Origin of the sequence: Actinomadura xylanilytica (assembly GCF_030283145.1) — a bacterium.
Classification (GTDB): Bacteria; Actinomycetota; Actinomycetes; order Streptosporangiales; family Streptosporangiaceae; genus Spirillospora; species Spirillospora xylanilytica.
The window spans coordinates 53,148-73,157 of sequence record NZ_JASNWE010000003.1 but is presented as its reverse complement, the minus strand read 5'-3'; the positions used below and the strand labels follow the sequence as shown (position 1 = coordinate 73,157).

The following is a 20,010-nucleotide window of genomic DNA, read 5'->3' as shown; positions in this document are numbered from 1 at the left end:
TCGCATGCCGGCCTTGAGAACCCTGAAGGTCCTGACCGCCGCGCTCGTCGCCCCGCTGCTGGCGGCGCAGGCGGGCGCGCCCGCCGCCCGCGCGAGCACCGCCGCGGTCCCGTCCCGCCCGCAGGCCGTGCCGGTCGAGGTGACCGGTGACGGGTTCTGCGCCCCGGGCCCGGACCCGCGCCCGGCGGGCCCGATCACCTTCGGGGTGAGCACGCCCGACGCGGCGGGGCGCTGGTGGGCGGTGATGCGGCTGCGCGGCGCGGCGACCATGGACCGGGTCCGGCAGGAGTTCGCCGACAGCTACTCGCCGGACCCGGCCGTGGCGGTCCCCGCGCTGCGCGCCATCTACCGCGACGTCGACTTCCGAGGCGGCGCCTCCGTCACCCCGGACGCGCCGGTGTCGGTCACCTCCGCCTTCGAGCCGGGCACGTACTACATGTCGGACACGGCGCTGGAGGGTGCGACGGACGGCTGCGGCACCGGCCGCACCCACCTACAGCGCTTCCACGTCGCCGGACGGCCGCGGTCCACGCCGCCCCCCAGGACCGGCACCGAGATCCAGGCGCGGACGACCGCCGGCGGCGGGCAGCGCTTCGACATGCCCCGGTCCTGGCCGTCGCGGGCGTCCGTCCTAGTGCGCAACCGGGCGGAGCAGCCCCACGAGGTCATCATCGTCGGCGTGGCCCCGGGCACTGGGGACGCGGACGTCGCCCGGTATTTCGACGCCGTCCAGAATGGCGACACCAGCGTGCCCAGTCCGTTCGGGGCGACCGTCGGCGGGATGCTCGCCATTTCCCCGGGCCGCACCGCCGCATTCCGCATCGACCTGCGCCCGGGGCGCTACTGCGTGCTGTCCTTCGTGCGCAATCCACGGACCGGGGTGAAAAGCGCCTTTGAAGGAATGTTCGCGACCGTCACGGTCCGCTGAGAAATTCTCCGCGGCCGGTCGAGCACGGCTCGAGCGGCCGCATGGACGATCGACCCGGCCCGTTCCGAAACGTAGCCGAAAGGTGGTTCCATGTCCCTCGATCACGCCTCCGAACAGGTGCAGCGGCTCAGCCGGATCGTCTTCCGCCCGTGGGAGCCGCAGATCATCTCCACGTTCGTTCGGTTCGAAATGGCCGACCGGCTCGCCCAGGGCCGCAGAACGGTCGGAGAACTCGCCGGCGAACTCGGCGCGCACCACGACTCGCTCGGTCGGTACCTGCGTTCCTGCGTCGTCCTGGAACTGCTCGAAACCGATGACGGCGACACGTTCGGAATCACCGAACTCGGCCGCCTCCTATGCTCACACGAGGCCGGAATGCGCAATATCGTGATGATGAACTTCACCTCCGGCATCTGGAACCGGGCCGGCCGGCTGCACGAAACCATCATGACCGGGAGGACCGTCCCGGACGACCAGGGCGAGGACCTCTACGACTACTACCGGCACAACCCGCGCGAGCGCGCCTGGCACGCGGCCGCCATGGCCGACCTGGCCGGCGACGCGGGCGCCGCGATCGCCGAGCACCACGACCTCGGCGGCGTGTCCACGGTCGTGGACGTCGGCGGCAGCCTCGGCGTGCTGCTGTCGCGGCTGCTGGCGGGGGCGCCGGACGTCACCGGCACGGTGTTCGACCTGCCCGGCATCGTGGAGAGCGGCCGCGAGTGGGCCGCGGGCACGGCGGTGGCGGACCGGCTGTCGTTCGTCGGCGGCAGCTTCTTCGAGGACGTCCCGCCCCTGGCCGACCTCTACCTGCTCAAGCAGGTGCTCTGCGACTGGGGCGACGAGGACTCGGCGCGGATCCTCGACTCCATCCACCGCGGCGCCCCGTCGGGCAGCCGGCTGGTGGTGATCGAGTGGATGCGCCCGGACGGGAACGAGCCGTCGGAGTACGACAGCATGAGCCTCGGCCTGCAGACCGTCACCGGTGGCCGGGTCCGGACCGAGAGCGAGTTCGTCGGGCTGCTGGAGGGGGCCGGGTTCAAGTTCGAGTCGACCCTCACCGTGCCGAGCACGCTGCTGCCGCGGCCGTGGCACCTGATCCAGGCGGTCCGCCCCTAGCGCGTCCCGGTCCGCCTTTCCGATGCCGGCCGCGACTTGACCGGAACCGGTGTCACCAGTTCCATGGGGAACGACGCGGAATTCTCTCCGAGATTTCCGGACCCATGGGACAGAGGCCAAGGAGAATCCTTCGATGTCCGATTCGAAACGACCGTCCTGGGCCGCCTCCGGAGTCGTGGACGCCCCTCCCAAGGAGGTGTGGAAGGCCCTCGTCGGCTTCCTCAAGGACTCCGGTATGGGCGAGGTGACGGTGAACGAGGCGGAACGGCGCGTCTCCCTCCAGGGCGACTGGTGGTACCGGGGCGAGCACATCGTCAAGGAACACGACGGCGGCAGCCTGATCCAATACCAGGTGTACAACATCGCCTCCGGGGCGACGCGCTGGATGGTGCCGCTGGTGGCGCCGTCCAACGGCAAACTGCGCGACGGCTTCCAGGAACTGCTCCGCGGTCTCGGGCAGAGCCTTCGTGCCGGGGCGCGCTACCGCGGCAAGTAGCCGCACCCCGGATCGGTACCGGGTCAGATAACGGCCAGGCGATATCTGGCGTCAGCCAATTGCCGTGCGGCCCGAATACGAATGATCCTCGACCTCCCCTTGAGCGAGTGGCCAGCGCCGCCGTCCACGATGGCGGCATTCCACTCGACAGCGGGGAGGTCGGCTCATGAAGGCGCTCGTGCTGTGCGGCGGGCATGGGACGCGGCTGCGGCCCATCACGCACACCTCGGCCAAGCAACTGGTCCCCATCGCCAACAAGCCCGTCCTGTTCTACGGCCTGGAGGCGCTGCGCGAAGCGGGCATCGAGGACGTCGGCGTCGTCGTCGGCGACACCGCCGGCGAGGTGTGCCGCGCGGTCGGCGACGGCTCGCGGTTCGGCCTGCGGGTCACCTACATCCGGCAGGAGGCGCCGCTGGGCCTCGCGCATGCCGTGCTCATCGCCCGGGAGTACCTCGGCGACGACGACTTCGTCCTGTACCTCGGCGACAACTTCCTCCTCGACGGGCTGACCGGCGTCATCGAGGAGTTCCGCCGCACCCGGCCGGACGCGCGGCTGCTGCTCACCCCGGTCGCCGATCCCGGCTCCTTCGGCGTGGCGGAACTGGACGGCGACGGCCGGCTGCTCGGCGTCGAGGAGAAGCCGGAACGGCCGCGCAGCGACCTGGCCATCATGGGGGTGTACCTGTTCACCCCCGTCGTGCACGAGGCGGTGCGCTCGATCAAGCCGGACCCGCGCGGTGAACTGGAGATCACCACCGCGATCCGGTGGCTGCTGGAGCGGGGGACCCGGGTGACCTCCCACATCGTCCACGGCTACTGGAAGGACACCGGGCGGGTCGAGGACATGCTGGAGTGCAACCGGCTCGTCCTGGAGTCCCTGGAACCGCGGGTCGAGGGCGAAGTGGACGCGGCCACCGAGATCACCGGCCGCGTCGTCATCGAGGCGGGCGCCCAGGTCGCCGGTTCGCGGCTGGTCGGCCCGCTGATCGTGGGAGCCGGCGCGGTCGTCTCCGGCAGCTACCTCGGCCCCTTCACCTCCATCGGGCCCGGCTGCGTGATCCGCGACACCGAGGTGGAGTTCTCCATCGTCATGGAGCGTTCGTCGGTGCTCGGCGTGCCGCGGATGCGCGACTCCCTCCTCGGCAAGGACGTCGTCATCACCCCCGCCGCCGAGCAGCCCCGCGCCCACCGGTTCGTCGTCGGCGACCACAGCCGGGTCCGCCTGGGATGACCCCGCCGCCGACCGCCGGTCCAGCGAGCCTCAAGCGGCCGCGTGTCCGATGGCGGCACGTTCCCTCTCTGCCTTGGAGGTCCACCATGCCGTACGCGGCGATCACCTACCGGGTCAAGCCGGGATGCGAGGACGAGCTGGCGGAGGTCTTCGCCGGCTTCAAGCGGGTCGACACCCCGGACATGCGCGACGAGAACGGGGAGACGGCCGGCCGGCTGCTCGGCACCGCGGTCTTCGTGAAGGACGAGTTCATGGTCCGCTTCATCCACTACGAGGGCGACTTCATCGCCATCGCCCGGCACATGGCCCGCCAGCAGGGCGTGCACAACCTGGAGGAGAAGCTCGGCCCGTACCTGACGCACCGGCGGCCCGCCGCGTCCCCCGAGGAGTTCAAGGAGAACTTCCGCGAGGCGATGATGCGCTGCCTGTCCCAGCTCTCGGTGGACACGCACCCGGCGGGAAGCTGACGCGGCTCGTTGAGGGGAGCCGAGCGCGATGGACATCATGCCTGTGACGGCCGGTCCGGCGGGCGTGCCCGGCGCGCCGCCGGCCGACCCCGAGCCCGCGTCCGGAACACGTTTCACGGTGCTCGGGCCGCTGGAGATCCACGACGGGCTGCGGATCCGCACTCCCCGCGCGCACAAGCTGCGGGTGCTGTTGGCGCTGCTCCTGGTGCGGTGCAACACCGTCGTGTCGACGGACGCGCTGATATCCGAGCTGTGGGGCGACCGCCCGCCGCGCACGGCGCTCAAGGCGCTGCGGGTGTACGTCTCCCAGTTGCGCCGGACCCTGTCGGTGCTGCCTCCGCACGGCCGGCGCCCGGTCATCGTGACCCGTGATCCCGGCTACCGGCTGGAGATCGACGACGGGACGCTCGACCTCGTCCGGTTCGAGCGGCTCTGCGAGCTGGGGCGGATGGCCACCGACGAGGGCGACCTGGAGCGCGCGTTGCGGCACTACCGCGCGGCCACCGGGCTGTGGCGCGGGCCGGCGCTGGTCGACGTGCGCTCCTCGTCGGTGCTGGAGGGGGTGGCGCTGAGCCTGGAGGAGTCACGGATCTCCGCCCTGGAGCGCCGCATCCGGTTGCAGATCCGGCTGGGCGGGCACGTCGGGGTCATCGGGGACCTGCGCGCCCTGGCCACCGAGCATCCGCTGCACGAGCGCGTCCACGCGCAGCTGATGGTGGCGCTGTACCTGGCCGGGCGGAGGGCGGACGCCCTGGCGGCGTTCCGCGTCCTGCGCGAGGCGTGCGTCACCGACCTCGGCGTCGAGCCGAGCCACGACCTCCAGGTGCTGCACCGGTCGATCCTGGAGTCCGACGAGGCGTCCACGCCGCACTGGGAGACGTGGATCGCCTGACGGCGGGGTTTTCCCGAGACTGGCCGCTGCTTTATCCCCGGCTGAGACGCTCGACGTCGTGAGCCACTCACAGTCACCACCGGGGAGTGGAGCCGGACAAAGGAGCGGCACCATGGATTTCGGTCTCAAGGGACGGCACGCGGTGGTCACCGGGGGCACCCGGGGCATCGGCCGCGCGATCACCTGGGCCCTGCTGGAGCAGGGCGCCTCGGTCACCGCGTGCCACCGTCAGGAGAACGCGGAGGCGGCCGCCCTCCGCGCGGAGTTCGCCTCGCGCGGCGCGTCGGCGCGGCTGGTCCGCGCCGACGTGACCGCGGAGGCGGACGCGCGGCTGCTGCTCGACCGCGCCCGCGACGCGTTCGGTGCCGTGGACGTGCTGGTCAACAACGCCGGGATCATCAGCCATCTGCCGCTGGCGGAGATGGCCGAGGACGAATGGGCGCGCGTGGTCGACACCAACCTCGGCGGCACGTACCGGATGATCCGCGCGTCGCTGGACCGGCTCGCCCGGCCGGCGTCGATCGTCAACATCACCTCGGCCGTCGCCAAGCACGGGATGCCGAACGCGTCCCATTACGTGGCGTCCAAGGCCGGGATCATCGGACTGACCCGCGCGCTGTGCAAGGAACTCGGTCCCGAGGGGATCCGGGTCAACGCGATCACCTGCGGGATCGTCGACGACACGGGCCAGCAGAACCCGAACGGGGAGGAGGGCAGGCGGCGCTACGCCGCGATGACCGCCCTCGGCCGGCTCGGTGAACCGGCCGAGATCGCCGACGCCGTGCTGTTCCTGGCCGGCGACGCGGCCCGGTACGTCACCGGCGCCGTGCTGGACGTGGACGGCGGGATCTAGGAGGTGACGACGACCATGGTCCGTGCCGTGCTCACCATGCTCGTACGCGAGGGCTGCGAGGCCGCGTTCGAGGACATCTGGAGGCGCGCCATGAGGGACGCCCAGCCGCGCGGCAGCCTCGGGCAGGCGCTGACCTCCGACCCGGAGCTGCGCCGCAAGTACATCATCACCGGCGACTGGGAGAGCCGCGAGGCGCTGCGGGCGTTCGAGGGCAGCGCCGAGCGCCGCGGCATGTCCGCCGCCTTCGAGCCGCTCCGCGAGTCGGCCAGCAAGCAGGTCCTGGAGATCATCGCCCGCGTCTGACCGGGCCGCCCAGAGAGGAGACGTGACTGCCATGACCTTCCGCATCGTGGTGCGTGCCACCCCCCGGAAAGAGGACCAGGACAGGTTCGAGGCGGCCTACCGGCAGGTGACCGAGACCGTGCGCGGCACGCCCGGTCATCTGCGCGACGAGCTGCTGCGGGACACCGGGGACGGGCGGACCTACATCCTGCTGGCGGAATGGGAGAGCGAGCAGGCGTTCCGCGCCTGGGAGGACGACCCCGGGCACCTGCGGATGGCCGCGCCCATGCTGCCGTACTGGGGCGACGACGGGGTCGAGCGCCGCATCTTCGAGGTGCGCGCCCGGCTCGACAGCGTGTGAGCGTCATGGCGACGGTGCGCAAGGCCATCGTGGTGGGCGCGGGGATCGGCGGTCTGACCACCGCCATCGGCCTGCGCCGGGCGGGCGTCGACACCGTGGTGCTCGAACGTCGCTCGACTCCGGGGCGGCTGCTCACGGGGGGCGGCTTCATGCTGTGGCACAACGCGCTGCTCGCCCTGCGCGAGCTGAAGCTGGACGAGCGGGTGGCCGAGGCCGGCGTGGAGATCGTGTATCACGAGTTCCGGTCCGACCGGGGCCGGCGGCTGGCCCGCTGGGACATCGCCCCCGAGGCCGCGCGGTGCGGCGCCCCGGCGATCGGCCTGCGCAGGTCGGCCCTCAACACGGTGCTGATGGACGCGGCCGGCGACGACGTCCGGCTCGGGCAGCGCTGCACCGGCTTCGAGCAGGACCCCGACGGGGTGTCGGCGCGCCTCGCGGACGGCACCGAGTTGCGCGCCGACATCCTGATCGGCGCCGACGGCATCCGCTCGACGGTCCGTGACGCCCTGCGCAAGGGGCACGACCTTCCACCGCGGTACGCGGGGTACACCGCCTGGCAGGCGATCACCCGGCTTCCGGGCGAGGACGTGGTGCCCACCGGCACCTTCTTCAACCTGTGGGGACGGGGCGGGCTGCGCTTCCTGTACATGCGGCTCAATCCGGAGGAGGTGTACTGGGACGCGATCATCGCCGACAGCGTGGGCGCCTCGTTCGACATGCTGGACAAGGACCGTGGCGAGGTGATGGCCGAGACGTACCGGCACTGGCCGGACCCGGTGCCGCGCATCCTCGCGTCGACCGAGGAGGACGCGATCCTGCCGATCGAGGTCTTCGACCGCCCGCCGGACCGCAGCGCCGGCTGGGGGAAGGGCCGTGTCGTGCTGCTCGGCGACGCCGCCCACCCCATGACCCTCAACCTCAGCCAGGGCGCCGGGCAGGCCGTCGAGGACGGCGTCGCCCTCTCCAGGCTGCTGGGCGAGCATGACCGGGTGCCCGAGGCGATCTCCGCCTTCGAGGAGCTGCGCCACGCGCGCGTCGCCGGGATGACCGGCACGGCGTGGTCGATCGGCGCGATGGGGCGCTGGCGGAGCCGGCCGCTCTGCGCCGGCCGCGACCTGTTCATGCGGGCGTTCTTTGACGGCAAGGGCCGCCGGGAGAGCTACGCCCAGATGATGGACGTGCGGTTCTGATGGTCCCGGACGCCGTGGTCGACGTGCTCCTGGCGGCGTTCCTGCTGCTGTCGGGGGTGCTGGCGGGCGTGCTCTTCACCGTCGAGACGGCCATCGTGCCCGTGGTGGGGGTGCTTGCGGCCGAGCCCTACGTCCAGGTGCACCGGCTGCTGGACCGCCGGTTCGATCCGATGATGCCGCGGGTCAACAAGGTGTCCCTGGCCGTCTGCGCCGGGCTGGTGGTGGTCGCGGACGGCGTCTGGCCGCGGGTGGCCCTCGCCTGCGCGGGGCTGTGCATCGTCGGCGTCGCGGTGGTGTCGGAGGGCTGGAACGTGCGGATGAACCGGGTCATCGCCGGCTGGGATCCGGCCGCGCCGCCGGCGGACTGGCCGGGCGTGCGGACCCGGTGGGCGGTGGCCAACCGGGCGCGCACGCTGCTGGCGATCGCCGGGTTCGGCGCGGCGATCACGGGGGCGGCGCTGGTGTGGTGATCCGGCCGGAGGCGGGGCCGGTCCGGGCGGCGCCGCAGGTCGGCAGTAGTTTCCCGCCAGCTAGTGGACGCGCATTCCCTACATGTAGACAATAGCCATGTTTACTGTCAGCCCATCCGTCCGAGGACCGAGAAGCTGGAGGTTCGCTGATGTCGAGGTTGCTGGTGATGCCCGCCGGACGCCGGGCGAAATGGATCGTCCTGGTGGGCTGGTTGGTGATTCTCATGGCGTCCGGGTCGTTCGCCGGCAAGCTCTTCCAGGCGGCCGACAACGACCGGATCGGATATCTGCCGAAGAGCGCCGAGTCGACCGCCGTGCTCCAGGCACAGGCGGCCTTCCCGCAGGGCCAGGTCATCCCAGCGATGATCATCTATAAGCGGGACGGCGGGCTCACCGCCGCCGACAGGCAGCACGCCTCCACCGATGCGCAGCGGCTCACCAAGGAGTTCGCGCCGCACGCCACCCCGCAGCAGCCCCAGGTGTCCAAGGACGGCAGGGCCGTCATCTACACCGTCCCGCTCGCCGCCACCGGCGACGAGAAGGAGGGCGACGTCATCCTCGACGCCGTCGACGGCATGCGCGACCGGCTGGGCGAGGGCGGCGGCGGCCTGGACATCAAGGTGGCCGGGCCCGCCGGGCTCGGCGCCGACGAGTTCCTGATCTTCCGGGACATGGAGTTCACCCTGCTGCTCGTCCCGGTCCTGGTGGTGGCCGTCCTGCTGCTGCTCATCTACCGCAGCCCGGTGCTGTTCCTGGTGCCGCTCTTCAGCGTCTTCGCCGCCAACCAGCTCGGCAGTGCGGTCGTGTACGGGCTGATCAAGGGGCCGGGCCTGACGGTCAACTCGATGGCCACCAGCGTGCTGAGCATCCTGATCTACGGTGCGGGGACCGACTACGCGCTGCTGCTGATCGCCCGATACCGGGAGGAACTGGCACGGCATGAGGACCGGCACGAGGCCATGCAGGTGGCGCTCCGCCGCTCCGGGGGCGCCATCGTCGCCTCGGCCGGCACGGTCGGGCTGGGCCTGCTCTGCCTGGCCGTCGCCGACCTGAACTCCACCCGCACGCTCGCCCCGATCGGCGTCCTGGCCGTCGGCTCCGCGGTGCTGGCCATGATGACGCTGCTGCCCGCGCTGCTCGTCATCTTCGGCCGCTGGATCTTCTGGCCGCGCGTTCCGCACGCCGGGGACGCCCCGCACGCCTCCCGGCTGTGGACGCGGGCCGGCGTCCTGGTCGGCTCCCGTCCCCGCGCGGTGTGGACGGTGACGGCGCTGGCGCTCGCCGCGGGCCTGCTCGGGCTGCTGTCGTTCAACGTCCCGCAGCAGACGAGCTTCACCGAGAAGCCCGACGCGGTCAAGGGCCAGGAGCTCATCTCGGCCCACTTCGCCGCCGGCGCCGGCAACCCGGTCGACGTGATCGCCAACGCCGGGCAGGCCGCCGCGGTCAGGCAGGCCGCCCTCGCGGCGGGCGCGACCTCGGCACAGGAGTCCGGCCGGGCCGGCGGCACGGTGCAGATGCAGGTCACGGTGGCGGCCGAGCCGGAGAGCGGGGCCGAGCGCGATGCGGTGAAGCGGCTTCGCGACCGCCTGCACGCGGTCCCGGGCGCGGACGCCAAGGTGGGCGGGCCCGCCGCGATCGAGGTGGACATGATCAGCACCATCCAGCGCGACTCGCTGCTGACCATCCCGCTCGTGCTGGTGGTCGTCCTCGTGGTGCTGTGCCTGCTGCTGCGCGCGTTCACCCTGTCGGTGCTGCTGATCGCGACGGTGGTGCTGTCGTTCGGCGCCGCGATGGGCATCTCGACGGCGGTCTTCGAGCACGTCTTCAACTGGACCGGCCAGGACGCCCAGCTCCCGCAGATCGCCTTCGTCTTCCTCGTCGCGCTCGGCGTCGACTACAACATCTTCCTGATGAGCCGGGTCCGCGAGGAGGCCAAGCGGCACGGGACCAGGCAGGGCACCATCAACGGCCTGGTGTCCACCGGTGGCGTCATCACCTCCGCGGGCATCGTGCTGGCCGCCACCTTCAGCGTCCTGGTGACCCTGCCCGTCGTCGGCTTCGCCGAGCAGGGCTTCGTCATCGCGCTGGGCGTACTGATCGACACCTTCATCGTGCGGTCCCTGCTCGTGCCGGCGCTGACGCACGATCTCGGCGACCGGCTGTGGTGGCCGAGCAGCCTGGCCCGCGGGCCGGGCGAGCGGTCCCGCGAGGCCGGGCGTGAGCCGGTATCCGAACAGAGGGGTTGATGACGGTGACGAGCGAAGCGGCCGCCCGCGGACGTGAGCGGAGCGGCGAGCCCGCCTGGACGGGGGAGCCGGGGGACACCTCCACGCTGCTCGGCCGCCCGGCCGTGGGCTACCTGGACGCCGCCGCAGACACGCTGGCCACGGTCAAGCGCGAGATCCTGCGCCGGCTGGCGCCCGCGCCCGGCCAGCGGATCCTGGACGTCGGCTGCGGCAACGGCACCGACGTGCTGGAACTCGCCGGGCGGGTCGTCCCGTCCGGTGAGGCGGTCGGCGTCGACGTCAACGAGCGGGCGATCGAGGAGGCCCGGGCCCGCGGCACCGGAACCGGCGTGCCCGCCTCGTTCATGACCGCCGGTGCGTACGCGCTGCCGTTCCCCGACGGCCGGTTCGACGGCGTCCGCGCCGAGCGGGTGGTCCAGCACCTGGCCGACCCGGCGGGGGCGATCGCCGAGATGGCGCGGGTGACCAGGCCCGGCGGGCGCGTCCTGGTCGCCGATCCCGACCACGGCATGTGGGCCCCCGACCTGGACGACCGGGAGGCCGCCCGCACCGTGCTGACCTGGTGGTTCGACAACATCCGCAACCCGTGGATCGGCCGCCGGCTGTCCGGCCTGCTGCGCGCGGCCGGGCTGGTGGAGGTGCAGGCGCGGCTCATGCCCGTCGTGCTGGACGGGATCGCCGCCGCCGACGGGCTCACCGGCTTCAGCGACGCGGTCCGGCGGGCCGGGGAGCTGGGCGTGCTCGCGCCCGAGCGCGCCCGCGCCCTGACCGGGAACATCGTCGAGCGGGAGGCCGATGGCGGGTTCCTGATGTACGGCGCGATGATCCTGGCCGAGGGCCGGAAGGGGGGCTGACCATGCCGGACGCGGAAGGGGCCGGCCGCTACGCCGCCGCCGTCGACGACGCGCTCGACCGGCTCGTGGACGTCGGGTTCGAGTTCGGGCCCGACTTCGCCGTGCACGCCCCGATGACGGCCGAGACGCTGGTCACCCTGGACCGTCCGGACGAGGTGCCGTCCTGGATCGAGCTCAACCTCCGACGGCGCCGCTCCCACGACCCGCCCGCGCCGCTGGAGCCGATCCCCGACGACGACCCGGTGGCGCGGCGGGCCGCGCTGGGCGACTACCGCCGCGTCGCCGACTGGGTCGCCTACTTCGACCGCCGGCTCGCCGAGGGGCCGTGGCGGGACGTGGTCGTCGAGTGGTGGCCGGTGCTGCTGGACGGGGCGTTCGCCGCCTTCACCCACGGGCTGATCCGGACCGCGCACGCGGTGCGGATCCTGCGCACCGCGCCGAAGCCGAGCGGCCTCCAGCTCAACGAGCTGGCGCGCGGGCTGGCGTACTGGGCGGCGCGCTTCACGCCGGTCCGCGGGCCCGGCGGGGCCGGCGGGTCCGGGGAGGTCCCGGTCACCATGGCCGCGCGGGTTCCGGTCGCGCGGGTTCCGGCCGCGCTGAGCGAGCTGACCGTGGTGAACGCCGGCCTGTACGCCGGGCTCGCCCCCCGCCCGCCGGTCCCGGCCGTCCACACGGTCACCGCGCCGGCCGCCGTCCGCCTCGTCCTGCCGATCCTGCCGGAGGAGATGTGGCCCGCCGCCTACGCGACCGCCGAGACGCTGGCCGCGCAGGTGTGGGCGGTGTCGCGCGGCTTCGCCGGGAGGGGCGTGCCCCTCCCGGAGGGCGAGCCGCCCGGGGTGGACCTGCTGGTCGAGGAGGCCGTCGAGATCGGCGAGGAGCACGCGATCAAGCTCGCCGAGGCGTGCCGGCGCGAGTACGCGCTGCGTCCCGACCCGCGGTATCTCGCCGCGGCGCACACCCTGAACGTCAACTGCCGGCACGAGGGAGGACTCTGATGGCGGCCAGGCCCGACATGACGATGATGCTGGTGACCCACAAGGCGTTCCGCCGCGATCTGGGCTACCTGTCCGACGCCGCCGGGCGGCTGGACGCCGGCGACGCGCGCGGGCGGCAGGCTGTGGACGTGGGCTGGCGCACCCTGAAGGCGATGCTGATCAGCCACCATGAGGGCGAGGACCGGCATATGTGGCCGCGGATGCGGGCCGGCCTGCACGGACGCCCGGACGATCTCGCCGTCCTGGACGCGATGGAGGCCGAGCACGACCGGATCGACCCGCTCGTGGCGGCGGTGGACGACGCGCTGGCCAGGCCCGGCGAGGACGACGCGCGGCCGGCCGAGGCCGCCGAGGAGTTCCGCGCCGAACTGGACCGGCACCTCGAGCACGAGGAAGGGGACGCGCTGCCCCTGGTCGGGGCCGCGATGTCGCCCGGCGACTGGGAACGGTGCCTGGCCGAGATGCGCGGCGGCGGGCTGGCGGCGCTGCGCAGCGCGCCGGAGTTCTTCCCCTGGCTGATCGGGGAGGCCGCCACCGCCGACCGGGCGGCCGTGCTGAGCCGGGTTCCGCCGCCCGTGCGGCTGCTCTTCCAGAAGGTGTGGCTGCCCCGTTACACGAGGCAGCCACGCTGGCTGTGAGCCGGGTGCGCGTCCCGCCGGTCAGCTACCGGCCGGCGGGGCCGCCGCCGGGGGGACCGGGGATGACGCCCAGCTGCATCATCATGCCGAGGTCGTCGCGGACCGCCCAGTGCTCGGCGATCCTGTCGCCGGCGAACCGGATCATGTGCAGCTGCCGTACCTCCACCCGCTTGCCGGTGCCGGGCATCCCGGAGCCGGGCAGCGGCCCCTCGTGGGTGCCCTTCATCGTCAGCCGGAACGCCACGTAGTCGCCCTCGGCGATGACCTGCCCGATGTCGTAGTCCAGGTCGGGGAAGGCCCGGAGGGCCTGCTCGGCCACCGCGAGCACCCGCGCCGGCCCCCGCTCGGGTGCCCCGCTGTTGTCGGTGTAATCGGCGGTGTAGGTCTCGTTCGCCAGCTCCGGTCCGGCCTTTCCCCGGAGAATGTCGAGCGATTTTACAAGGATTTCCTTGTTTCTTTCCTCGCGACTTTGCGCTGCCACTGCTCCTCCATTCACGGAAGCTTTCTCCGACATTATCCAAAGAAAAGCTAAACGACTCTCCGGTTTATTGTCAAGGTGTCGGGAAGGCGGCCTTTCCCGCGCTTAGCCGCGAATTAACCGGGGCTCGCGACACTGGGACGCGCGGCCCGCACGGGGCCCGAGCGTCACAGGAGGGCGAGCATGGCCGAACGGTGGACCCCGGCCGACATCCCGGACCTGTCAGGGCGCACGGCGATCGTCACCGGCGCCAACAAGAACCTCGGCTTCCACACTGCGCTCGAACTGGCCCGGCACGGCGCGGACGTCACCCTGGCATGCCGCCGCCGGGAGCGCGGGGAACGGGCGCTGACCGAGCTGAGGCGGCGCGCACCGGACGCGTCCGTCCGGCTGGGACTGCTCGACCTGGCCGACCTGTCGTCGGTCGAGCGGTTCGCCAAGGAGTACGCGGCCGAGCACACCGGGCTGGACATTCTGATCAACAACGCCGGCGTGCTGGGCATCCCCAGGCTGCTCACCGCCGACGGCCACGAGATGCAGTTCGGCGTCAACTACCTCGGTCACTTCGCGCTGACCGGACGGCTGCTGCCGCTGCTCAAGGCGCGTCCCGGCGCCCGGGTGGTGAGCCTCGGCACCTGGATCGTGAAAATGATGGGGAGGATCGACCTGGACGATCTGCAGAGCGAGCGCGCGTACGACAAGTTCAACGCCTACAACCAGGCCAAGCTGGCCAATCTGGTGTTCACCCGGGAACTGGCCCGCCGGTACGCCGGCCACGGGCCGGCCGGCGTCGCCGCGCATCCCGGCTTCGCGGCCAGCGACCTCCAGTACACCGGCCCCCGGATGGAGGGCAGCCGGTTCCAGGAGGCGTTCTTCAAGATCCCCACCCGGCTGTTCGCCAAGCCGACGGCGGCTGGGGCCTGGCCGTCGCTCTACGCCGCGTGCGCGCCCGGAGTGGAGCCGGGCGGCTGCTACGCGCCCACCGGCCTCGGGGAGATCTGGGGTCCGATCGGACGGGTGAGGACGCCCGCCAAGATCGCAGATCCCGGGCTCGGGCCGCGGCTGTGGGACATCTCGGAACGGCTGGCCGGCGTGTCGTACGAGGCGCCGGTGCCCGAGACGAAGGAGGGCTGACCATGGCGGACAACGCACCGGCCGTGCCGGCGGCCGAGGACCTGCGGGGCCGGGTGGCGCTGGTCACCGGCGCGAGCAGCGGGATCGGCGCGGCCACGGCCCGCACCCTCGCCGCCCGCGGCGCGGCCGTCGCGGTCAACTACCACCGCGGCGAGACCCCGGCCAAGGAGGTGGTGGCGGCCATCGAGGCGGGCGGCGGCCGCGCGCTGGCCCTGCAAGCCGACGTGACCGACCGCGACCAGGTCCGGAAGCTGGTCGAGCGCGCGCAGACGGAGCTGGGCCCGGTCGACGTGCTGGTCGCCAACGCCACCGGCCTGTACGGGTTCGAGGTGAAGGTGGCCCCGTTCACCTCGACCTCGGTGGAGTACTGCGAGTGGATCGTGCAGCGGCAGCTCCGGGCCCTGCTCAACCCCGTCGACCTGGTGCTGCCCGGGATGCTCGACCGCGGCCACGGCGCGGTCGTGGCGGTCGGCGCGGCGCTGTCGCGCTCGCCCGCGCCCGGGTTCCTGCCGCTCAGCATGGCGAAGGCGGCGCTGGAGTCGGCGGTGAAGGTGATCGCCCAGGAGGCCGGCCCGTACGGCGTGCGGGTCAACGGGGTGGGACCGGGGCTGATCCTCACCCGGGTCGCCGACGGGCTGCCCGAGCAGGCGCTGCGTGCCAACGCGCAGCGCGCGGCCATGCGCCGCAACGGGGTACCGCAGGACGTCGCGGAGGTGATCGCGTTCCTGGCCACCGAACCCTCCGGCTACCTCACCGGAAGTTACCTGATCATCGACGGCGGCACCGCGATGGTGTGACCGGGAGGCGACGAACGTGACACGACAGGCGAAGGACCACCTCAAGGAGACCGAGTGCGATGTCCTGATCATCGGGTCGGGCATCGCCGGATCCATGCTCGGGGCCATCCTGGCGGGCAACGGCGCGAGCGTGGTGCTGGTGGACGGCGTCCAGCACCCGCGGTTCGCGGTCGGCGAGTCGACCATCCCGCACTACCTGGTGCGGCTCAACATGCTCGCGTCCCGCTACCGGATCCCCGAGATCACCACGCTGGAGAGCCTCAACGCGGTCGACAAGAAGATCGGCAGCACGTTCGGCATCAAACGGCACTTCGCTTTCGTGTCGCACCGGCCGGGCGAGGAGCCCGACCCGGGTGAGACGATCCTGGCCGGGGTGCCCAAGGTGCTGTACAAGGCCACCCACATCTTCCGGCAGGACAGCGACGCCTACATGTTCCACGTCGCGGTCAAGTACGGCTGCGAGCCGCGGCAGAACTGGCGGGTCGCCGACCTGGACCTGGCCGAGGACGCGGTGACCGTCACCGGGCAGAACGGTGAGCGCATCCGCGCCCGCTACCTGGTGGACGCCAGCGGCTTCCGCTCCCCGGTGGCCGACAAGCTCGACCTGCGCGAGAGCCCGACGCGACTGAAGACGCACACCCGCTCGATCTTCACGCACATGTCGAACGTGCCGCCGTTCGACCACATGGTGGACTGGCCGCGGGAGGACCGGCCGCCGCTGCGCTGGCACGAGGGCACCCTGCACCACACCTTCGAGGGCGGCTTCTTCTGGATCATCCCGTTCGACAACCACCGCAAGTCGACCAACCCGCTGTGCAGCGTGGGCCTCGTGCTGGACACCCGCGTCCATCCCAAGCCCGAGGACATGACGCCGGAGGAGGAGTTCTACTCCTACGTGGAGAGGTTCCCGGCGGTGGCACGGCACTTCCGGGGCGCGCGGCGGGTGCGCGAGTGGGTGTCCACCGGGCGGGTCCAGTACTCGTCCAAGAAGACCGTCGGGCACCGGTGGTGCATGATGTCGCACGCCGCCGGGTTCATCGACCCGCTCTTCTCCCGCGGCATGTCCAACACCGTCGAGGTCATCGACGCGGTGGCGTGGCGGGTCCTGGACTCGTTGAAGGACGACGACTTCTCCGAGGAGCGCTACGCCTTCGTGGAGCGGCTCCAGCAGGGCCTGCTGGACTACAACGACGACCTCTGCAACGTGTCCTTCCTGGCCTTCCCGCACTTCAAGCTGTGGGACGCCATCTTCCGGATCTGGGGCTTCTCGTCCAACTACGGCGCGATGCGGCTGAGCCGCGCGCAGCTCCAGTACAACCTGAGCGGCGACGACCAGATCTACAAGGACCTGGAGGAGGCGCCCAACGCCGGGTTCTGGTGGCCGGACAACGCCGAGACCAAGGCCATGTGGGACGTGATGGTGGAGACGGTCGAGAAGTTCGAGATCGGCGAGATCTCGGCGGACGACGCCGCCCACCGGATCCTGCGCTTGGTGCTGGAGTCGGACCTCCCGCCGGCCGCCTTCGGCTACAAGGACCCCGACAACCACAACCTGCACCCGACGACCCGGGACCTGGCCAAGTTCATGTACTGGGCGATCCGCAGCGGACCGCCCGGGGCCCGCGAGCTGGCGGCGGGCACCCTCCAGGCCATCGGCCGGGCCGCGCTCCACCGCAAGAAGATCGCCTGACCTCCGGGCCGCGCCGTCGCCGCGGCCCGGACCGATCGCCGGAAGCCGAACCATGACACGGAGGTGACGGTCATGACGCACACACCGGGAAAGCTCGTCTGGCGCGACGAGGTGCCACCGGTCCGGTGGCAGGGCGAGGAGGGCCGGTTCCTACTGCGTGCCGAGGACACGGGCGGCCTGTACTCGTTCTTCGAGGTCACCACGTCCCCGGGCGGCGGCCCGCCGCTGCACGTCCACTCGGGAGAGGACGAGGCCTTCTACGTCGTCGAGGGCCGGTACGCCATCCGGCTCGGCGACGAGGAGCACGAGGTCTCCGCCGGCGGCCTCGTGTACGGGCCGCGCGGCGTCCCGCACAAGTTCCGCAACATCTCCGGTGGCTCCAGCAGGCTGCTGGTCGTCGCCACGCCCGGCGGGGTGGAGGGCTTCTTCGAGGGCCTCAGCGAGCTGATGGGGGGCGGCGGACCGCCGCCCCCCGCCGCGATGATCGACCTGGCCGACCGCTTCCACGTGGAAGGGCTGGAACCGGTCGGCCCGCCGCCCGGTGCCGGACGTCCCGGTGCCGGACGTCCCGCGGGGGGCCCGGCGGCGGCCCGCCCGGCCGCCTCGTGAGCGCCGGCGAGGCGGGCAGGGAGCTGGCCCGGCGCTGGCTCGTGGAGGGCTGGTGCGGCGGCGACCTCGATCTGGCCGACCGGATCTTCGCCCCCGATCTCGTGCTCCGCGGCCGGCGCGTCGGGCCGGCCGGCCCGCGCGACGCCGCCCGGCGGATCCGCGCCTCGTTCGCCGGCATGACCGTGGACGTGGGCCTCCAGGTGGCCGAGGGGGAGCGGGTCGTCACGTACTTCACCGCCCGGGGCCGGCATGTCGCCGGGTACCGGGGCATCCCCCCGACCGGGCGGACCGCGTCCGCCTCCGGCATCCAGATCTGGACGTTCCGCGACGGCCTGGTCGTGGCGGACGTGAACGTGTTCGACGAGTGGGGCCTGGTCTCCCAGCTCCGCTGACCACGGCGACTCCGCCACCACGGAGAACCCTCCCGGCACGGCACCACGGAACCGGGCCCGCCTCCCACGGAGACGGGCCCGGTTCGCCGCGTCGTCACTCGGGCTTGTGCCCGATGACGACGGTGTGGCCGTCGTAGTCCTGGAGGGCGATGGTCTCGACGCCGCCGAAGCCGGCGTCCTTCATCCACTCCACGCACTCGGCGGCCGAGTAGCCCGAGCCGCCGACGCTCAGCGTCATGGCCAGGCTGAGCAGCAGCGGGTTCAGCCGGCCGCGCCGGTCGTCGAACATCAGGTCGTAGACCATGAAGGCGCCGCCCGGCCGGACCGCCTCGAACGCCTTGCCGATGACCGTGCGGCGCTGCTCGGTGTTCCAGTTGTGCAGCGCGTGCCCGCAGAGCAGGGTCTGCCCCTCCGGCAGCGGATCGGCGAACCAGTCGCCGCCCTGGTAGCGGGCGCGGTCCGCCACGCCGAGCTGCTCCATGTGCTCGTCGAACAGCGGGCGCAGCGGCGGCATGTCGAACACCGTGCCGGTCAGGTGCGGGTGGGCCTCCAGCAGAATGCCGGCGACGTTCCCGCGGGCTCCGCCCAGGTCGACGACGTCGGTCCGGCCGCTCCAGTCGATCCGGCGGGACAGCTCCCAGGCCAGCTCGCTGCTCAGCGCGTCCTGCGCCTCGATGAACATGCGCTGGAGCTGCGGGTCGGCGTAGGTCTGCTCGAAGAACTCCCCGCCCTCGCCCTGCGGCGCGTCCCCCTGCGGCGGATGCGGGATCTGCGGCTTGCCGGTGCGCATCACCTCGGCGAGCCCCTCCCAGGTCGGCCGCATGAACCGGTCGACGAACCCCAGGTAGGTGCCCATGAAGTAGCGCCTGCCGGGGACGAGGTAGTAGTCCGCCTCGGGGCTGTTGCGGTACCCGTCACTGTCGCGCTCGAGCATGCCCATGGCGACGAGCGCGTCCAGGAACTCGGGCAGCGCCGGCGACGTCAGGCCGAGCTCGGAGGCCAGCCGCGCGGCGGTGGCCGGGCTCTCGGCCAGCCGCGCGAACACACCGAGCTCCGACGCGCTGACCAGCATCTTCGAGTGCCAGAACGCGGTGCTCAGCTCGTAGATCTTCGCGGGCGCGAACGGCGGCGCGCCCGCGGGGGTGGTCTCTGTGGGTGCGGTCATCGTGCCATCTCCTCATCTGGGCCCCGCCTACTCGCGCCAGGCGGACCACCATGCGTGGTCGGTGTCGAGGGAGTGGTAGCCGCCGGCGTAGTACACCAGCGGCTGGTCGAGCTCGCCCGCGTCCATCTCGACCACGGCGACCCGTCCGATGATCACGTCGTGGTCGCCGGCGGGCCGCAGTTCCGGCTCGACGCACTCCAGGGTGGCCAGGGCGCGCGGCAGCAGCGGGACGCCGGTCCGCCCGGCCCGCGGACGCAATCCCGCGAACCGGTCGAGTCCCGGGCCGGCGAACCGCCGCGACTCGGCGGTCTGGCCGTCCCGCAGGATGTTCACCCCGAACGCCGCCGCCCCGGCGAACACCGGATACAGGCTGGACCGGCGGCTCGCGCAGAACAGCACCAGCGGAGGGGCGAGCGACACCGAGGTGAAGGAGTTCACCGTCATCCCGACGGGCCTGCCCGCCGGGCTCGTCGCGGTGACGACGGCGACTCCGGTGGTGAACCTGCCCAGCGCCGCGCGGAGCCGGTGCGTGTCGGCGGGATCCGTCGTTGGCGAGTCAGGGGTTCGCATGTGCCTCCCCGTCCGGGGATCGGTGCCGGGGTGTCCCGCACACGTTCCCGCGGGGTGCTCGAGGACCGCTCGGGACGTCCTCAAGCGCGGCGGCCCGTCCGCCGCCGGACGGGCCGCCGCTTCCAGCGCTTCTGCAGCGGGGGTCAAGCGGCG

General features: G+C 72.3%; 23 protein-coding genes. 20 read left to right on the top strand and 3 right to left on the bottom strand.

The features are described from left to right. The first annotated feature begins 4 nt into the window (after positions 1 to 4). The 15 genes from QP090_RS18315 (at position 5) to QP090_RS18245 (ending at position 13,022) form a co-directional block, all read left to right on the top strand. Entirely contained in the window at positions 5 to 928 is a 924-nt protein-coding gene (locus tag QP090_RS18315; RefSeq protein ID WP_285940190.1) for a hypothetical protein, read from the top strand. A gap of 90 nt (positions 929 to 1,018) precedes the next feature. After that, positions 1,019 to 2,047: a methyltransferase gene (locus QP090_RS18310; protein ID WP_285940189.1), complete on the top strand. Its 1,029-nt coding sequence runs from the start codon at positions 1,019 to 1,021 to the stop codon at positions 2,045 to 2,047. A 133-nt stretch (positions 2,048 to 2,180) separates the two neighbouring features. Continuing rightward, on the top strand, positions 2,181 to 2,543 hold the full coding sequence (locus QP090_RS18305) for a hypothetical protein (RefSeq protein WP_285940188.1): 363 nt from the start codon (positions 2,181 to 2,183) through the stop codon (positions 2,541 to 2,543). A gap of 166 nt (positions 2,544 to 2,709) precedes the next feature. After that, positions 2,710 to 3,774, top strand: a complete 1,065-nt coding sequence (locus QP090_RS18300; RefSeq protein ID WP_285940187.1) for a glucose-1-phosphate thymidylyltransferase — start codon at positions 2,710 to 2,712, stop codon at positions 3,772 to 3,774. A gap of 86 nt (positions 3,775 to 3,860) precedes the next feature. After that, complete coding sequence (locus QP090_RS18295; protein WP_285940186.1) at positions 3,861 to 4,241, top strand: SchA/CurD-like domain-containing protein; 381 nt, start codon at positions 3,861 to 3,863, stop codon at positions 4,239 to 4,241. Positions 4,242 to 4,269: 28 nt separating this feature from the next. Continuing rightward, a complete protein-coding gene (locus tag QP090_RS18290) occupies positions 4,270 to 5,133 on the top strand; it encodes an AfsR/SARP family transcriptional regulator (protein WP_285940185.1) in 864 nt (287 codons plus the stop codon). 112 nt (positions 5,134 to 5,245) lie between these two features. Then, entirely contained in the window at positions 5,246 to 5,986 is a 741-nt protein-coding gene (locus tag QP090_RS18285; RefSeq protein WP_285940184.1) for an SDR family NAD(P)-dependent oxidoreductase, read from the top strand. A gap of 3 nt (positions 5,987 to 5,989) precedes the next feature. Next, positions 5,990 to 6,289 carry an antibiotic biosynthesis monooxygenase family protein gene (locus tag QP090_RS18280; protein ID WP_285940183.1) on the top strand — a complete coding sequence of 100 codons (300 nt, stop codon included), beginning with the start codon at positions 5,990 to 5,992 and terminating at the stop codon, positions 6,287 to 6,289. Positions 6,290 to 6,320: 31 nt separating this feature from the next. After that, on the top strand, positions 6,321 to 6,629 hold the full coding sequence (locus tag QP090_RS18275) for an antibiotic biosynthesis monooxygenase family protein (protein ID WP_285940182.1): 309 nt from the start codon (positions 6,321 to 6,323) through the stop codon (positions 6,627 to 6,629). A gap of 5 nt (positions 6,630 to 6,634) precedes the next feature. Next, positions 6,635 to 7,819, top strand: coding sequence for an FAD-dependent oxidoreductase (locus QP090_RS18270; RefSeq protein ID WP_285940181.1), 1,185 nt, complete (start codon positions 6,635 to 6,637; stop codon positions 7,817 to 7,819). Next, complete coding sequence (locus tag QP090_RS18265) at positions 7,819 to 8,289, top strand: anthrone oxygenase family protein (protein WP_285940180.1); 471 nt, start codon at positions 7,819 to 7,821, stop codon at positions 8,287 to 8,289. Before QP090_RS18270 ends, QP090_RS18265 begins: the two co-directional genes overlap by 1 nt. Before the next feature lie 149 nt (positions 8,290 to 8,438). Continuing rightward, the gene (locus QP090_RS18260; protein WP_285940179.1) at positions 8,439 to 10,535 is read left to right on the top strand and encodes an MMPL family transporter; all 2,097 of its coding nucleotides are present in this window, start codon (positions 8,439 to 8,441) and stop codon (positions 10,533 to 10,535) included. A gap of 5 nt (positions 10,536 to 10,540) precedes the next feature. Continuing rightward, a complete protein-coding gene (locus tag QP090_RS18255) occupies positions 10,541 to 11,389 on the top strand; it encodes a methyltransferase domain-containing protein (RefSeq protein ID WP_285940178.1) in 849 nt (282 codons plus the stop codon). Between the two features lie 2 nt (positions 11,390 to 11,391). After that, positions 11,392 to 12,384: a hypothetical protein gene (locus tag QP090_RS18250; protein WP_285940177.1), complete on the top strand. Its 993-nt coding sequence runs from the start codon at positions 11,392 to 11,394 to the stop codon at positions 12,382 to 12,384. Beyond that, positions 12,384 to 13,022, top strand: coding sequence for a hemerythrin domain-containing protein (locus tag QP090_RS18245; protein ID WP_285940176.1), 639 nt, complete (start codon positions 12,384 to 12,386; stop codon positions 13,020 to 13,022). The genes QP090_RS18250 and QP090_RS18245 overlap by 1 nt, the downstream gene beginning before the upstream one ends. A gap of 25 nt (positions 13,023 to 13,047) precedes the next feature. Here the strand turns inward: QP090_RS18245 and QP090_RS18240 are convergent, their stop codons facing one another. Then, entirely contained in the window at positions 13,048 to 13,503 is a 456-nt protein-coding gene (locus QP090_RS18240; protein ID WP_285940175.1) for an ester cyclase, read from the bottom strand. A 180-nt stretch (positions 13,504 to 13,683) separates the two neighbouring features. On the opposite strand from QP090_RS18240, the gene QP090_RS18235 reads away from it, so the two are divergent. The 5 genes from QP090_RS18235 (at position 13,684) to QP090_RS18215 (ending at position 18,122) form a co-directional block, all read left to right on the top strand. Then, positions 13,684 to 14,634, top strand: a complete 951-nt coding sequence (locus QP090_RS18235; protein WP_285940174.1) for an oxidoreductase — start codon at positions 13,684 to 13,686, stop codon at positions 14,632 to 14,634. 2 nt (positions 14,635 to 14,636) lie between these two features. Further along, complete coding sequence (locus QP090_RS18230; RefSeq protein ID WP_285940173.1) at positions 14,637 to 15,431, top strand: SDR family NAD(P)-dependent oxidoreductase; 795 nt, start codon at positions 14,637 to 14,639, stop codon at positions 15,429 to 15,431. Positions 15,432 to 15,447: 16 nt separating this feature from the next. Beyond that, a complete protein-coding gene (locus QP090_RS18225; RefSeq protein WP_285940172.1) occupies positions 15,448 to 17,121 on the top strand; it encodes an NAD(P)/FAD-dependent oxidoreductase in 1,674 nt (557 codons plus the stop codon). A gap of 72 nt (positions 17,122 to 17,193) precedes the next feature. Beyond that, positions 17,194 to 17,730: a cupin domain-containing protein gene (locus tag QP090_RS18220; protein WP_285940171.1), complete on the top strand. Its 537-nt coding sequence runs from the start codon at positions 17,194 to 17,196 to the stop codon at positions 17,728 to 17,730. Next, on the top strand, positions 17,727 to 18,122 hold the full coding sequence (locus tag QP090_RS18215) for an ester cyclase (protein WP_285940170.1): 396 nt from the start codon (positions 17,727 to 17,729) through the stop codon (positions 18,120 to 18,122). The genes QP090_RS18220 and QP090_RS18215 overlap by 4 nt, the downstream gene beginning before the upstream one ends. Positions 18,123 to 18,216: 94 nt before the next feature. Here the strand turns inward: QP090_RS18215 and QP090_RS18210 are convergent, their stop codons facing one another. Both QP090_RS18210 and QP090_RS18205 read right to left on the bottom strand, forming a co-directional pair. Beyond that, positions 18,217 to 19,287 (bottom strand): methyltransferase, encoded by a 1,071-nt coding sequence (locus tag QP090_RS18210; protein ID WP_285940169.1) that lies wholly within the window; start codon positions 19,285 to 19,287, stop codon positions 18,217 to 18,219. A gap of 27 nt (positions 19,288 to 19,314) precedes the next feature. Beyond that, the gene (locus QP090_RS18205; protein ID WP_285940168.1) at positions 19,315 to 19,857 is read right to left on the bottom strand and encodes a flavin reductase family protein; all 543 of its coding nucleotides are present in this window, start codon (positions 19,855 to 19,857) and stop codon (positions 19,315 to 19,317) included. Positions 19,858 to 20,010 lie beyond the last annotated feature (153 nt).